We start from the raw sequence: 14,629 nt of genomic DNA on the forward strand, positions 1-14,629 counted from the left end.
CAATGATAAATCGACCCGATCAACGTAATATATTCTACGCCTTTCGACACGGCGAAACTCCATGGAACCGAGAACGAAGACTTCAAGGCCATTCGGAAGTTTCGATTACGAAAGAAGGGGAAGAACAGGCGAAATCCGTAATCCCTTTCCTAAAAAAATCGGGCGTGAACTTCCTCATCAGTAGCGATCTGTTACGCGCCAAACAAACGGCCGCGATCGTATCGAGCGAACTCGGCTTAGAAACGACGTTCGACGCAAGACTTCGGGAAGTTTACCTCGGACAAGGGCAGGGCAAACTCATCGAAGAAGTGGATACGTATTTCGGGGAATCGTTTTGGAAGCGATGGAGCGACTTCGGTCCGATATACGACGATCTTCGATTTCCCGGAGGAGAATCTAAACGAGACGTGGACGAACGGATTCGTTCTTTTCTAGATTCTCACGCCGAATTATTCCGAGACCGAGTCGTCGCATTGTGCACGCATGGCTTCGTTATGACACGAATGTTTAAAATTCTCAGGCCGGAAATAAAAGATATTTGGCATATTCAAAATGGAGAATGTATTGAATTCGAGGCGAAGGCAACCGAACGAAAATCATTTCCATAATCCGGAATCGATCGAAATTAAAATCTTAAATTTTAAAATATTATTGTAAGCAAAATCAAACATCGGTTTACTGGCCTTAGCTTTCAGGGATGAAGTTGGGTGAAACTCCCACGCTGACCCGCAACTGTATGTCTCATTCGCGTATAACGATTGAGATAAGCCAGATCTCCCGCAATTCATAAACCTCGAGGTTAGGTTGTTTGCATTCTCGCCTATGTACGTCCGTACAGAACGAAGGGCCCCGAAAGACTATTTGGGGCATCCTCAAATCAGGATATAGAATCAGAATTTCATGATATAGGAATATTCTATCCGCTCGTTCAAGCGGAATCCGTATTCTTTTTTCGAGCTTTCCCCGTTCATCAGGTGGAGAAATGGCAAAGGACGTATATGGAAGAACCCAAGGGATTCTTATCATTCTCATTTTTATCGGTTGTTTCGGACAAATGCGTTTATATGCACAAACGCAGGAAACGGACAAAACCCAATCCGATCGCGAATCCAAAAAGGATTCCGGGATCGTCGTCAACGGAAAAGCGAACTTCGGACTTGGAATCGCGGGCTCGGCGAGCGAAGGAGTGATTCGTTCCGAACAGATTCGATCCCGTCCGATTTCCAGAACGGGGGAAATCGCGGAGTTCATTCCGGGAATGATCGTTAGCCAACACAGCGGCTCGGGTAAGGCGAATCAATACTATCTCCGCGGATTTAATCTCGATCACGGAACGGACTTTGCGGCAAGCGTAAACGGCATTCCGGTCAACAATCCTTCGCACGGACACGGGCAAGGGTATTCGGATATCAGCTTCATTATGCCGGAACTCATCGAAGAAGTTCGGTTTAAAAAAGGAGTTTATTACGCGGACGAAGGCAATTTCTCTTCAGCGGGGGCGATGAACGTTTCCTACTTTCGTTCCTTAAAGAAAGGAATCGCCACGATCGAAGGTGGAACCCTGGGTTTCGGCAGAGCCTTGGTAGCAAAGTCGCATTCGATCGGATCGGGAACTTTGCTGTACGCGTTCGAAGGTTCTCATTCGGACGGACCTTGGACGGTAAAGGAAAATTACAGAAAGGCGAACGGCATCGTAAGTTACAGCGTGGGCGATGATAAGAGCGGCCATCGTTTATTAGGAATGGGTTATAGAGGAAACTGGCATACGACCCATCAAATTCCGAAACGCGCCCTGGAGAGAGGGAAGTCGTGGCTCGACCCCGAAAACGACGGAATCGGAAGATACGACGCGGTCGATCCCACGGACGGAGGAAGAACGAATCGGGCCAGTCTTTCCTGGGAAGCGCATCACAGAGACAAAACGAAGGATATTAGATTGTTAGTATATGGTTTGTATTACGATCTCGCCCTTTTTTCAAACACGACATACTATATGGTCGATCACGAACGGGGCGATCAGGTCGAACAAACCGATCGAAGAACCGTATCCGGAATCAAAACGAGCTATAAAATTTTTTCCGAATGGGAAGGAATCAAATTCGAAAACCAAGTGGGAATTCAAATCCGCAGAGACTTCATTCGAAACGCCCTCTATCATACGGAGGCCCGCGCCCAGATCGACAACCTCAAATCGAACCAAATCATAGAGACGAATCTTTCCGTATATTATGAAAACAGAATACAATGGACGCCTAAAATACGGACCGTTCTCGGAATCAGAGCCGATCAGTTCCAGTTCCACGTGGATGATAAGAATCCGGAATTGAGCGACCGAACGCGGGCCTCGGTGGGAAGTCCGAAGGCGGGGATCGTATTCGGCCCGTGGATGCACACCGAAATCTATCTCAACGGAGGGCATGGGTTTCATACGAACGACGCACGCGGTCTTACCGATAAGGCGCATCCGTTTATTCCGATCGTCATGTCCCGAGGAGGAGAATTCGGAATTCGAAGCGTGGTGATGGATCGATGGAAGACCACCGTAAGCGCCTGGCAGCTCGATCTTGATTCGGAATTGATCTTTGTCGGGGACGCCGCCACGACCGAACCGAGCCGCTCGAGCACTCGAAGGGGTGTCGAGTGGTCCAACTCGTTCGAGCCGATCAAGAATCTGGTCTTCGACGCGGACGTTTCGGTTTCCAAGTCGCGGTTTCGTTCCAGCGAAGACGAGCCGGGCAACTTTATTCCCGGTTCGATCGAAAGCGTTTATACGGGAGGAATCACTCTCAAAGAAACGAATCGATGGTTCGGTAGTGTCCGCGCCCGTTATTTCGGTCCTCGTTCTTTGATCGAAGACAACTCGGTGCGATCACCGCCGACCACGTTGCTCAATCTGCAGCTCGGGCATAAATTTGACGAAACGTGGAGCGCGGTCTTCGAGATGTTCAACCTCCAAAACGCAAAGGTCAGCGACATCGACTATTACTACGCGTCCCGTTTGAAACACGAGGCCGAAGGCCCGGACGAAGGCGGAACAAACGACATTCATACGAGACCGTCCGCGCCACGATCGGTTCGTTTGGCCGTTCGCGCTTCGTTCTAATTTCAGTGATACAGATCTGCAAAGGCATCGCGGGAAGAAGTATGCGAATCGAATACCGCGTTCAAAAATGAAATGAATCGCCGAGTTATAAAAACAAGTTTATTTCAATCACATTACAAACCATCGTGATGTGATTGAAACGATTTTTGACGGAAGGAAATATCCGACTGGACCTGGAGATGTTATTTTGGTTTTTACCGAATCAGGCCCAGAAATGTTACTACGAAAAAATTTATTTCCTTTGTATAATACCCTCGTTTTCATTCTTTCGCTGCTTCATTGCGGCCAACCTGCTAAAGAATCTTTAGGAAAATGGGACGATAAAAAAAACAGATCCGTGCTGATTTACAGAGATAAAAATCTCGCACCCTTAGGAACCGGATGCGTTATCGGAAACAATCTGATATTGACCACAGAGCATTTGCTTCGCGATCTTTACGATGAGACTTTCGTCTCGTACAATGCAAAAGATTTTTATAAAGTAACATTACTTAAGGTAGAGAAAAAATTTGATTTAGCGTCCTTACAACTTAAGGAAAATTCCGATGTTTTCCCGACAGAGGCATTAGACTTCGTTGACCGTTCGGAATTGTCGGAAGGGCTGAAGGTGTTCTCCTGGACGGGCGCGTATGGGGGAACTCCGGGAATTTATTTTGGTTACATTTCGCATGTAAATAGAATTCAATTTGATCCGTCGTATCCTAGTATTCCGTTTATCCAAGTAAACCAAATCGCCTTTCCCGGCGCAAGCGGCGCATGCGTATTTCTGGAAAATGGACAGGCAATAGGGATGGTACGCTCTTCGATTGGAATCAATGAAGGAAGTCAAGTCGGTTTAATAATTCCTTACGGATATATTAAAGTTTTCTTACGTTAATTTTCATCCGATAAATTAATTTTAAGTAGGAAATTATTATTTGACAAATCGATATAGTTTTCTTAAAGTCACAGCCTTAAATTGCTTATAAGGATTTTGGTATTTGATGATGAACAAGTTTATTAAGATAGTTTCAATAACTATTCTAACCTTACAGTTCTTTACTTGTAAAGAAGACAAGTCCGATGACAAAAATGCATTAATGCTTCTTGGAGTCGTAGCTAGCGCAAATCTAAACGCTACAAAAACGAGCGCTCAAGTCAGAACGGCCGTTTCCGGAATATCGAATTCGATCAGCACAGGGATTCAGGGCGGAGTCGCTTCGAATTTTCATTTTAAGATTCCAAAAATCGAAAGGAAAAATCTGACAGCTTATATCCAAAGTAAGTCAAGATTAGCGGCTCTGCAAAGCCAAGTTCGTTCCTTTCCAACGAGCCTTACCAAAGAATCGGGAACATGCAATACTACTTCCTGCACGGCGACACTCAATGGAACGACGGATTGTACGATCGGGGGGAGTAATTCCGGAACGATGACGTTGGACAAAATGAAAGTCTCTTATACGGCCAACATGAGCGGCGCTGGATTATCGTTCAAAATGAACATGGACGGGAATTTAACGATGAACAAGTGCGCGTCTCAAAGCAACGATTGGTTTAATTTTCCAGGTCTAACAACTTCTATTACAACCGGCGATCTAAATGTGAGCGGAGACTATAACTTAGAAATGGTTAGTATGGATATGGCGACTAATACTTCCGTTATTAAGTATCTGGAAAAATATGTTACGAAGTCTTCCAATCTCGCAATCAACGGTGGAGCTGCTCAGACTGTAAATGTTACGAGCAATGTCGATATGCAAATTACGAGCAAAGTAACGATAACGGAAAACCCGACTTTTTCCAATAGCGCCTTTAAATTTAAAGCGGGATATGTCGATACGTTAACGGGAACCGTTGCGGTTTCAGGATCCGTCGGAGGAGGAAACGTTAGCGTTTCTCGAACATACAATAACGACAAATTTACGTACGATGTCGCTTGTGATTTCAAAATCGACTCCGAAAGCAAAATGACCGGTGATTGTACGGTTACCGTAAAATAAAATTCGAGAACGAGAAATTCAATTTGTACCGGATCCCCGCCTCGAAAAATGAATCAGGTTGGGGATCTTTCAAAATTATTTTTCATTCTCAATTCGATTGTATAGGAAAGAATTGAACGGGTTGGTTTTGAAGAAGTCTCTGAACGTTTGTGTAAGATCTATTTTACGAACGCAGTCCTGGATATGTTAGATTTATTAATACATCTTGTATGGAGACGTTCATCTTGGTAAATTTCATAATGCGACATAAGATACAAAAGAGGAAGTCCAATTATCGTCGCATTATAAAATCATTTTATTTTAATATGATTCAATGAACCGGTTTTTTGCCATGAAAAATCTAAATAACGTATGGCAAGAAACAAACCTACCTCACAATTAACATCCAAAGAGCAATTTTTACAATTAGCCGAATCCTTCGAAACTGCCCGTGAAAAAGCCTTAATAAAACTCTCAAGCCGGGAAGAGGGTGAATTTAAACCCGGTTCTCTCAACTGGTGGTCCGGAAAAGTCGGATCGATTATTACGCAAGCCTCAGACATCAAAGACAAATTTCAGCGCGGTCAAGTCGCATTGAAAACGTTCGATGATTCCGATAGCATCGACGCAATAGGGAAGGCAATCAAAGAGTCAGCTCGAAAGAACCTCGAAGAAATCATACGAACTTCCGTAACCATGTATTACCAATTTTGCATGGATGTTGACCAATCCAAAAGAAAGGGGACAAGGAAATGAAAGTAACTTCAATCGAGTTCTCTCACGGTAACATTTCGTTTTACGCTCACAAGTTCGAATCCGAAATGCTTACACTCCATGTAAAAGGATATTTGCAGACTCATAAAGTCTTCAAGAACTTCGCGCACGATTTAAGCCCAGGGATTGCCTGGGCCGTCGTTTGCTCTTCATGCCCAGATGCAGAAAGAGCGACTGAGCAAGCTGGAACAATCCTCATTCATTTTTCCAACGGAAGAGAATCGGCTAACATTGATCTGGTTCTTTCAGGAGAAACGAATCCTGAAAAACGAATTGCAATCAATCGAGTCAGACAAGCGATTCGCAACCTCGTTCGAATCAACAAACCGGAGTATATTTCAGCATGAAGATAGAGTTTCTACTTTTTATTTTCTTAGGAATGGCGGTCGGCTTCTTCTTTTCATTCTGCATTGAATCACTAAGTCCGAATCCACATGAAGGAATTTTGCTGTTTACCTCACTCTCCTGGTATTCATCGGCTTTCTTCGTTGGCCTGTTAGGACTATTATCAGGGTGGAGTAAATGGAAAAAGACTTCGTGAACGAATTGAATAAGGAACTAAAAGCAAAAGGACTTCCAGAGGTAAAACCTGGAAGTCAAACCCAACTTAGAACTTGTTCGGGTTGTGGAAGAGCAGTCACAGTTCTTTACTCTTTAGGTCGTTGCCGAATCTGTATAACGGCCGGATACAAGAGCCGCATCCTTCCTCCTGGAAAGATTAAGTTTTTTTAAAGTATAATGAGACATAAAGAGGACTAAAATGATAACAACAATTTTTATGAGTTTTGCTTTTGGTGCGTTAGTCACCTTGATCGCTGTTATTTCAAAGGATGCGTATAGAGATTTTCGAAACTCTCAACTCTTCAATCTTCCTCCCGATCAAGTTCGCTTTTCCGGTCCGATTAAATTTTCGAAAGAGGAAGAAGATAGAATTAAGAAAGAAACAATTGAAATTTTTGCTAACGCTCCCGGAGATCTTGCGTATAAGTTAGAGGGTTTTCTCGAATCCTTAAAATTTCACGATCAAATTTTAGATAGGATTTTTCAAGAGAACTTTGGTTCACCGGACTACTATGTCATAGGGAGAGATCTTGAATCCTTGATTAATCAAGTTGAATTGAGAATTCGTATATCAAAAGAGGAAAGTTCATATGGAACTCCTTCTAATTGAAATCGTTGGTTCGTTTTTCGTCTTCGGACTTTTCTATCTCGACCACAGGGCAAACTTGAAAGAAGGGAAACCGTGAGCAAGTTTTTAGATGAGATCATCGAAGAAGAATTCGGAAAACTCTTTAGGATCGTAAAGAGCCGAATTCAAGAAGAGCTGGAAAACGGAATTAGAAACGCATCGGCCAGCTTCACCGCTTATTTAACGCAGGGCCAAAAACAAGAAGGAAGTCAGAACGCGTTTCAGTTCATTCAATGCGAAAAGTGTAAACGTTATCATTTTGAAGATGAAAAGCATGTCTGCAATGTGCTTAGGGGAAATAGGGATGCCGAAAGTAATTAGAACCACTGACTTTGTCGCGGAAGTCAAAGACCTCGCTCGCAGAGGATACACGAAAACAGATATAGCGAAGCGTCTTCCAAAGACAGCCTCGGGAAAGACAGTTTCAACGAAAACGATTCGCAAAGCACTGACCGAAGGCGCGTTCAGAGGGAAGCAATGACTCTGGATTTAAAGACGGCTCGAAAACTTTTGGCGAACCTTTCGACTAGTACGAGTCCGGATTCAAGTTATCGAATCGAATTTTTACACATAAAAGCGGCGATGACTTTTTCGATTAAGAAGCTCTCGATTCCGAACAACCTTCCTTCCGGTGTATATAAAGCGGAAGTTTTTGAAGTCACGGACGAAGGTGAAAAATCACTTTCCAATTTTGAATTCAATGTTCCGAACAAAGAAGAAGCTGGCGAGGAAATCAAACTTCCAGTCTTACAAAACGCTGAATCTCAATCATCAAAAGATCCTAACCTAAGCATTCTTTTAGAACTTCGCAAGCAAGACCAGGTTTCTCACGAGAAAGACCGCGAGCTGTGGGAAGTGAAATTGAGTTCTCTCCGCTCAACGTTCGAAGCTGAAATCAAAAGACTCAATGAATCCCACAAAGCGGAGATCGATAGAATTAATAAGGATTGGGAATACAAATTAGAGATCACAAAGAACAATCAATTACTCTTAGAGACAGAGAGAATCAAACTCACAAAAGCGATTGAAAGCCGAGTCAGAGGAGAATTGAAAAGCGGATCTTCTTCGGAAGGAATCGATTTAAACAAAGCACTCGAAAACCCGATCGTTTTATCTGTGATCGGAAAAGTTCTTGGATTAGAAATTCCGAATATTCCCGGAGCGGGCGGAGGATTCGACCTTTCCGCTTTAGCTCCGATGATAAAGTCGGTCATGGGTTCAATGGCTGATTCAGGAAAAGGCGGACTTTTAGAATTACTTGGTAAAGAGGTTTAGAAATGGAAAACGAAATTAAAAAACTGAAATATAAGATCAAAGTCTTAACCGCTATCTTGAGTTTAGTTTTCCCGAAAATGACTCTGTTAATATCCAAACAAGAAGCGGAAGAAATTCGACAAGCATTAGAAAAACTTAAAGAGGAGTAACAAAGATGAAAATTAAGTCCATCAATATCGTAATGGAAGACGGAACTGTAATCGTCGTGGACGTAAAAGACCAAGCGATCATAGACGCTAAAGCCGTTGAAAAAATCGCATCGGCTTTAGAGGTCAGTGGAGCGGCGAGTAAAATCAAGGAAAATCTTCCCGGAGCCAATGGCTAACGCTTACGTTTACGATCCAAGGAAACAACGTCCCAGAAAACTTCGGTATGTTCCGAAAGGCGACGGGAAGGATTGGTATCGTGAACTTTACGCGGTGTTTTGCGGAACGCTTATTCCGCGAGAACAATTCCGACCGGAGTGGGGGGAGATTCACAAAACGACTGCCAGGAATGGCAATCCTGTAAATCCCGAGGCGGTAGCCGAGAGGCAAGGAAAGGAATCTTTTAAAGATTAAGGAGAAAGAAAATGGAAACCCAAAATGAGAAGAAGCCGAGAGCATCGGTAAAAAGATACGTTCAAGATGACGTTACAAAATACGACATCTTTATCCCGAAAGACGAGGCCAACATTCATCTAACCTTAGATGAAGAGTCTTTTTTCTTTTTGGCGGATGCGGTTAGATCGATGAGCGACGAGGGTAAAAAGAATGTCTAAGACTCTCGGTTTCATGGAAGAAAAGGCGGATAAGAGCGGAAAGAAGTTTTTCAACTTAGAAATAAACCTTCCGTTTTCTCCAAAGATGGAATTCTACGTTGTAGAGAATTCGAAAAAGAACGCACCGGAAGCCAAGGACTCCGCGCCTGATTTCTTAGTTTACTACGCGAAGAATCAAGCGGGAGCCGCATGGAAAAAGATTTCTAAGAGTGGATCTAAAGAATACCTTTCTTGCGAGATTGTGGCCCCCTTGAGTCCACAAGGCAAGCTGAATTTTGCTCTTTTTCCAGACAACGAAACGCAAGGACGATACAACGTTTCGTATTCGGAACCATCCGAGAAAAAACCTTCAGAAGAGAATCTTTCCGACGGTGTTCCGTTCTGAAAACAAACGGCTTTATTTGTATGGCGGGGACGCTAAGGGAATAAAGCCCATCACAGGCAGGCCGGGGGACGGGAACGTCCTCCGGTTTTTTTTATGCCCGGATTTTCCGGGGCGGAGGGGGGAGAGTAACACCCCCCCGCTAACTCCAAAATATTTTAACTAAATCAAACAGATTGAGGAATCAAATCGAATCATGGATTTCATACCCGACTATCTTAAACAACCCTTCATTGACTGGCTTTCTTTCACGGTGGAATATACGGATGAGGCTTGGTCTTGGTTAGAAAGCGTATTTGGAAGCATCGAGATTGAAGAAAAGGGATACAATACGGGTCACACGCATACTTTCCGGACTCGTGGAGACGTTTTCGGCGCTTTCTCGCCGAATCGTAAGAGTCAGAAAATTTACGTTTCGCTTTCCGCGAAGGCTCTTTTTAATTTTGGATCCACAACAGAGAACCTTTCCGAACTGATTCAAGGGGCGATCAAACATAAAGGGCGGTTTACTCGAATCGATTTGGCACAAGACGATTTTGACGGACGCCTGGACCTACCTTTGATCCTTGAAAAACTGGATCGGAAAGAAGTTTTAACACGGTTCCGGGGTTTTAGTGAATTCGAAGCGGTTGGCGACAAGATAAAAACCGGTTCTCTATTTACGGACCCTAAACTCGGGAAATTAGGTTATACAATTTATATCGGCGCAATGCGGAAAAGCAGCGTCTTCGTACGGATCTATGACAAGAAACTTCAAGTCGGTCCGGAGTGTGCTTATCCAATTTGGAATCGATTAGAATTCCAGCTCACGGGTGACGCCTCTGATCAGTATTGCAATCCTACTTGGAACGTCGATCCAGAGACAGGGGAAATTTTAGAAAGAACGGTAAAGATCAAAGATCCCAGACGTGCTACTTTTGAAAATCGATCGTTTGCAAGAACCGCGTTCTACTATCTAAAATTTTTGGAACCGACTTATACTCAGAGAGTAAACGACCTCGGTCATTATTATTTAAGACTCAGGAGAAAAGAACACTGGGGAGTTTGCAAGTGGTGGACTGAATTTCTTCGAGAAAGCCAAGGTGAAAAGATCGGATTGCCGAAATACGAAACTGGACTCGAAGACATTGACCATTGGTTAAAAAATCAAGTTTCGGGTGCGGTCTTTTTAATGTCCGATCTTCATGGAGACGAATACTTTCAGGATTTGAAACTCGAAGGAAAAGAAAAATTTGAGAGAAACAAAAAATACCAACGACTGAAAGAAGATTTCGCAGAGAAAAAATCGAAAAAAATAATCAAAGAGGTTATCGACGAAATTCCTTTTTAGCAAAAGGGACTCATTCGGGACTTGTTTGCGACCTGTTCGGGACTTATCACTTCAAAAAAGGGACTTGAATGGGACTTATTCGAGTCCTGTCAGTCCCTTGAAATCGATCTAAATCAAAAAAACTTTTCCGGAACTGTACTTTTCTTTCATTCTGTGCTTTCATATTTGCATGAATTCGCTTTCAGAACTTCTTTCTAAGACCCCACAAGCAAATCACGCTTCTGTAAAAAATCTTTTGCAGTATATCGAAAAAAATCCGAATCAATTTCAAAATCTAAAACCGGCCCTGAGTTCGTTAGAAAGTTTTGTCGATACGGTTTCCGATATTTTCCGCTTCGCTTATCAATATCCAAACGACTTAGGGGAGTTCAAAGACAAAAGTATTTTCGAACTTTATAACTTTGTTCGATCCCTTCCGTATATCGCCGATCCGGAAGGACTTGAAACTGTAAGTCGGTTTAAATATACAAAGGAAGCAGACTTTCCAATTCGAGACTGCGACGACAAAACAATTCCGATTCTCGCGTGGGCGATTTACAACGGAGTTCCTTGTCGCGCGGTCGTCTGTGGAAAAAGTATTAAGCCGCATCACATTTACCCGGAGATACAAATTTCAGGACGTTGGAATTCTGCGGACGCCACTTATTCGGGTCGTTGCAGCTTTGGAAAAAAACTCTACGGAGAAAACTACCGAAGAGAGTTCTATCTTTCCGATTTCATAAAAAAATTCTAAAAACGGGACTTGTGTGAGACTTGTCTGAAACCTATATAATACAAACTTAAATTACGCTCTTGTACTTTTTTTGAACTCTGTTATTCTTTTTTTAGAATATGAGTAATCGACTGACATTGGAAGGGGACGAAAACGAAACGTTACCGGAAGATTTCCAAATCCTCCGAGTCTACGGAAAGTTTATTCCTACTCAAGAACTTCAAGGGGACGAACTTCTCGGAGATTTTGTTTTAGAAGGATTCGAATACTTTTCACCTTCCGAGTCTCAACTTTCAGGAGAAGACTCACCGAACCTAATCCACCTCGGAAATTACATCCATGACGACGCGTTTCCGATCGCCTTAGCCGGGGACGAACTCGCGGGATTCGGACTCGCTTCACTTTTCAAAGGATTCAAGTTCAAACTTCCACCGATCCGACTTCCTAAAATTCCAAACATTAGAATCAAAGCTCCGAATATCGGAAAGGCTGTAAAAGCAGTTACGAAATCCGCGAGTGGTGCCGTGAAATCGGTCGCTAAAGCCGGAAAAGGTTTGGTGAAGAGTTACGGCAAAGTCGGAAAGGACATTATGAAGGCCGGAGGAAAGGCGCTCAAAGATGTCGGTAAAGGTCTCGGGAATGTGGCGCAAGCATTGCCGGACGTTCTGCAATCCCTTTCTCAAGGTGGGGCAGGGGGCGAAATGCCGGAAGAAGAACCACAAGAGGAACCGATTCAGGAGGAGGAACCCTATTCGGAGGAAACAATCTCCGAAGAGCAATCTTTGGAACCCGAACCGGAATCTTTACCAGAGGAAGAATCCATGCAAGAAACAGAATATACCGAAGAGGAAATGAACGGCGAACTTGGTTTTTTCCCGCAAATGGCGGCGGTTCAAAGTGGAGTTCAAGGAATCACTTCCATCGTTGGCGCACTCGACGCAAGAAACGAACGAAAAGCAAAACTAAAAAGCGACGCTAAACTCGCTCAAATGAACGCCCTTTCAAATATCTTCAAACCTCAAGCAAAAGCGCAACCAGTCAAACGAGCGGTTTCACCAAATCCAAGTTTTTCAAAACCGGCAGTATCTAAAACTTCCGAGGGAAAACTCAGTGTCTCGTATCGTTCCAATGACGCCGGGGCAACTACTCCCGAAACAAAACCAGCAGATAACAAAATGCTTATGTATGGCGGTATTGCCGTCGTGATCGCAATCGTTCTATTTATCGCATTTAAAGGAAAGTAACATGGCATTAAGGAAACCTAAAAAACTTAAATACCCAAAGAAACCGAAACGGAGCGCAAGCCCTGAAACTAAAAAGAAGTATTTGGAAAGGCTCGCGGACATTGACAAAAAAAACAAGTCTCGGGAATCCGAATTCGAAAGACGCAAGAAAACCGACGCAGAACTGAATCGAAAGATTTACGGGTAAACGAAGATGCTCAAGACAATATTAAAAAACTTTAATCAAAAGACTTGGATCGGTATCGCAATCGGAGCCGCCACTTTTTCAGCGTCGAACCTTGCTCAAAACTTTGTTCCGGAATCCTTGGATACAAAGAAAAAGCTAAGACCGATCGCTATCCCGATCGTGATCGCACTCATTTCGGCTTTCGTCGTAAAGAAAAACGAATACAAGCCTTACGCATTCATGGGCGCTTTTTTGATGCTCATCCTGGGAATCTTGAAGCTGCTCGATGAGGAAAAGTCTACTGACAAAAAAATCGCGAACAAAGTGTTCGGGGTTTCTCTTTCCGGGGATAGACAAGAGATCCAATTCGATACGGTTGAAGAACTGCAAAACTTCGCAAACGCAATCAGCGTAAACGGAGAAGAATACGCGGAGGTCAGTTTGATTCAAACAGACGAAAAAACTCCCGCTTCTCCATCCGGGCTTTACGGAGACACAGAGGACGAAGGCCGCGTGACTAGTACGGAAGAGGGTCTTGCAGGGGATGAGGATTCCGATCTTTTCGGCGACGAAGAGGGAGAGCTAAGTCTTTCCGGCGGAATGGTATAAAGGAATTTTTTTTAAATTTTTCAAGGTAAAAACAAAATGAGAAGAACTCGCAATATAAAAACAAAAGACAAAACGGGAAAACAAGTAACCGTTCAAAAAGACTTTTATCAAAAAACCCTCGTATCGACCGCGAACCTCAAGGGTTCCTCGATCAAGTTGTTTCAAGCAAGCAATACGCTTGTTTTGAACCACGCCAAAGGGGACAGTCCTCTTCCGACAAAAAAAGGAACCGTGATCGTTATGCACGCTCAGCTTGTTGCGAACGACTACGGGATCTTGCAGTTTGATTCCGCGAACGTGGACGTCTTGAACGCCCTCGAGATTTTCCGAAATACCCACGAAATGGAGTTTAAAATCGGAAACGAAACGATCCACGAGGATCTTGTTTCGACTCTCTTGGAACCCCTTCCGATCATCTTCAAGACGACCGATGTCGGTTCCCCTTCCGGTTTTGCGATTCGTCCGGCCATTCAAGCCGTTCCGAGAAAGTCGGATTCGATCTGGATGAAACGTTCCGGTCAGCTCGTGATTCCATTTGAGAAGCCGATTCCAGTTCGTGACGAGGTTTTCTCTCTCGAAATTCGCCCGATGGAAAACGCACCCACAATTTCTACTTTGATCCAGGATTACAAAATCCTTGTTCGAATCGGAACCGAAAACGAAATGTCCGGCAACAAAGTTTCCAGATAATCAAAAGAAAAACCCGGAAGAAATTCCGGGTATATTAGAAAACCATGAACAAAGAAAAAATTGCACAATACATTCTTTCGAACGAATCGGGAGCGATTACGAATAACGAGACAAAGAAATTTGTTATCAAAAATCCAAGTTCAAAACCCGTAATCTGTTGGGGCATGAGAATGAAATTCAATCAAGCGAATTCAAAATCCTTGATTACGATCAAACTCACCGGCCAGCCCGACGTAATGTATGGCGCAACTCAGGTCGGAATTTTGGGGGACGCTCGCGACTCCGCGGACTCTTCGGAAACTCTTCCTGTAAATTACATCATTTCTGGGAACAAGGAAATCGAAATTTCCATTTCTGCCAGAGGTGGGGACATAGCGGCGGGTGACGTTGCGGTTTCTTTCTTTGCTCAAGACTATCTTGGGGAAAACAAAAAGTAA

Annotated in this window: 21 protein-coding genes; all 21 read left to right on the plus strand. The window is 43.6% G+C overall.

Annotated elements, in window-relative coordinates:
* Positions 1 to 2: 2 nt before the first annotated feature.
* The 21 genes from DLM76_RS17105 (at position 3) to DLM76_RS17205 (ending at position 14,629) form a co-directional block, all read left to right on the plus strand.
* Entirely contained in the window at positions 3 to 608 is a 606-nt protein-coding gene (locus DLM76_RS17105) for a histidine phosphatase family protein (RefSeq protein WP_118965944.1), read from the plus strand.
* A 374-nt stretch (positions 609 to 982) separates the two neighbouring features.
* Complete coding sequence (locus DLM76_RS17110) at positions 983 to 3,103, plus strand: TonB-dependent receptor (protein WP_118965945.1); 2,121 nt, start codon at positions 983 to 985, stop codon at positions 3,101 to 3,103.
* A 130-nt stretch (positions 3,104 to 3,233) separates the two neighbouring features.
* Positions 3,234 to 3,980 (plus strand): S1 family peptidase, encoded by a 747-nt coding sequence (locus DLM76_RS17115; protein WP_147455804.1) that lies wholly within the window; start codon positions 3,234 to 3,236, stop codon positions 3,978 to 3,980.
* Between the two features lie 106 nt (positions 3,981 to 4,086).
* On the plus strand, positions 4,087 to 5,082 hold the full coding sequence (locus DLM76_RS17120; protein ID WP_135581847.1) for a hypothetical protein: 996 nt from the start codon (positions 4,087 to 4,089) through the stop codon (positions 5,080 to 5,082).
* 351 nt (positions 5,083 to 5,433) lie between these two features.
* Positions 5,434 to 5,817, plus strand: coding sequence for a hypothetical protein (locus DLM76_RS17125; protein WP_118965948.1), 384 nt, complete (start codon positions 5,434 to 5,436; stop codon positions 5,815 to 5,817).
* Complete coding sequence (locus DLM76_RS17130) at positions 5,814 to 6,182, plus strand: hypothetical protein (protein ID WP_118965949.1); 369 nt, start codon at positions 5,814 to 5,816, stop codon at positions 6,180 to 6,182. The genes DLM76_RS17125 and DLM76_RS17130 overlap by 4 nt, the downstream gene beginning before the upstream one ends.
* A gap of 175 nt (positions 6,183 to 6,357) precedes the next feature.
* Positions 6,358 to 6,567 (plus strand): hypothetical protein, encoded by a 210-nt coding sequence (locus DLM76_RS21930; protein ID WP_118965951.1) that lies wholly within the window; start codon positions 6,358 to 6,360, stop codon positions 6,565 to 6,567.
* Positions 6,568 to 6,595: 28 nt separating this feature from the next.
* Positions 6,596 to 7,006: a hypothetical protein gene (locus tag DLM76_RS17145; protein ID WP_241548277.1), complete on the plus strand. Its 411-nt coding sequence runs from the start codon at positions 6,596 to 6,598 to the stop codon at positions 7,004 to 7,006.
* Positions 7,007 to 7,078: 72 nt separating this feature from the next.
* The gene (locus tag DLM76_RS17150; RefSeq protein WP_118965952.1) at positions 7,079 to 7,345 is read left to right on the plus strand and encodes a hypothetical protein; all 267 of its coding nucleotides are present in this window, start codon (positions 7,079 to 7,081) and stop codon (positions 7,343 to 7,345) included.
* Positions 7,346 to 7,501: 156 nt separating this feature from the next.
* On the plus strand, positions 7,502 to 8,299 hold the full coding sequence (locus tag DLM76_RS17155; protein WP_118965953.1) for a hypothetical protein: 798 nt from the start codon (positions 7,502 to 7,504) through the stop codon (positions 8,297 to 8,299).
* Positions 8,300 to 8,301: 2 nt separating this feature from the next.
* On the plus strand, positions 8,302 to 8,448 hold the full coding sequence (locus tag DLM76_RS21600; RefSeq protein ID WP_158586396.1) for a hypothetical protein: 147 nt from the start codon (positions 8,302 to 8,304) through the stop codon (positions 8,446 to 8,448).
* 5 nt (positions 8,449 to 8,453) lie between these two features.
* A complete protein-coding gene (locus tag DLM76_RS21745) occupies positions 8,454 to 8,624 on the plus strand; it encodes a hypothetical protein (protein WP_167450789.1) in 171 nt (56 codons plus the stop codon).
* A 246-nt stretch (positions 8,625 to 8,870) separates the two neighbouring features.
* The gene (locus DLM76_RS17165) at positions 8,871 to 9,059 is read left to right on the plus strand and encodes a hypothetical protein (protein ID WP_118965955.1); all 189 of its coding nucleotides are present in this window, start codon (positions 8,871 to 8,873) and stop codon (positions 9,057 to 9,059) included.
* Positions 9,052 to 9,444 (plus strand): DUF736 family protein, encoded by a 393-nt coding sequence (locus DLM76_RS17170; RefSeq protein ID WP_118965956.1) that lies wholly within the window; start codon positions 9,052 to 9,054, stop codon positions 9,442 to 9,444. The genes DLM76_RS17165 and DLM76_RS17170 overlap by 8 nt, the downstream gene beginning before the upstream one ends.
* A gap of 193 nt (positions 9,445 to 9,637) precedes the next feature.
* Positions 9,638 to 10,771, plus strand: coding sequence for a replication initiation factor domain-containing protein (locus DLM76_RS17175; protein WP_118965957.1), 1,134 nt, complete (start codon positions 9,638 to 9,640; stop codon positions 10,769 to 10,771).
* A gap of 169 nt (positions 10,772 to 10,940) precedes the next feature.
* On the plus strand, positions 10,941 to 11,504 hold the full coding sequence (locus tag DLM76_RS21940; protein WP_118965958.1) for a hypothetical protein: 564 nt from the start codon (positions 10,941 to 10,943) through the stop codon (positions 11,502 to 11,504).
* Between the two features lie 503 nt (positions 11,505 to 12,007).
* Positions 12,008 to 12,727, plus strand: coding sequence for a hypothetical protein (locus tag DLM76_RS21945; protein ID WP_241548278.1), 720 nt, complete (start codon positions 12,008 to 12,010; stop codon positions 12,725 to 12,727).
* A 1-nt stretch (position 12,728) separates the two neighbouring features.
* A complete protein-coding gene (locus DLM76_RS21950; protein ID WP_118965960.1) occupies positions 12,729 to 12,914 on the plus strand; it encodes a hypothetical protein in 186 nt (61 codons plus the stop codon).
* Between the two features lie 6 nt (positions 12,915 to 12,920).
* Entirely contained in the window at positions 12,921 to 13,502 is a 582-nt protein-coding gene (locus DLM76_RS17195) for a hypothetical protein (protein WP_118965961.1), read from the plus strand.
* Between the two features lie 36 nt (positions 13,503 to 13,538).
* On the plus strand, positions 13,539 to 14,192 hold the full coding sequence (locus DLM76_RS17200) for a hypothetical protein (protein WP_118965962.1): 654 nt from the start codon (positions 13,539 to 13,541) through the stop codon (positions 14,190 to 14,192).
* 170 nt (positions 14,193 to 14,362) lie between these two features.
* Positions 14,363 to 14,629: a hypothetical protein gene (locus DLM76_RS17205; RefSeq protein ID WP_241548279.1), complete on the plus strand. Its 267-nt coding sequence runs from the start codon at positions 14,363 to 14,365 to the stop codon at positions 14,627 to 14,629.

Source organism: Leptospira yasudae (assembly GCF_003545925.1).
Taxonomy (GTDB): domain Bacteria; phylum Spirochaetota; class Leptospiria; order Leptospirales; family Leptospiraceae; genus Leptospira; species Leptospira yasudae.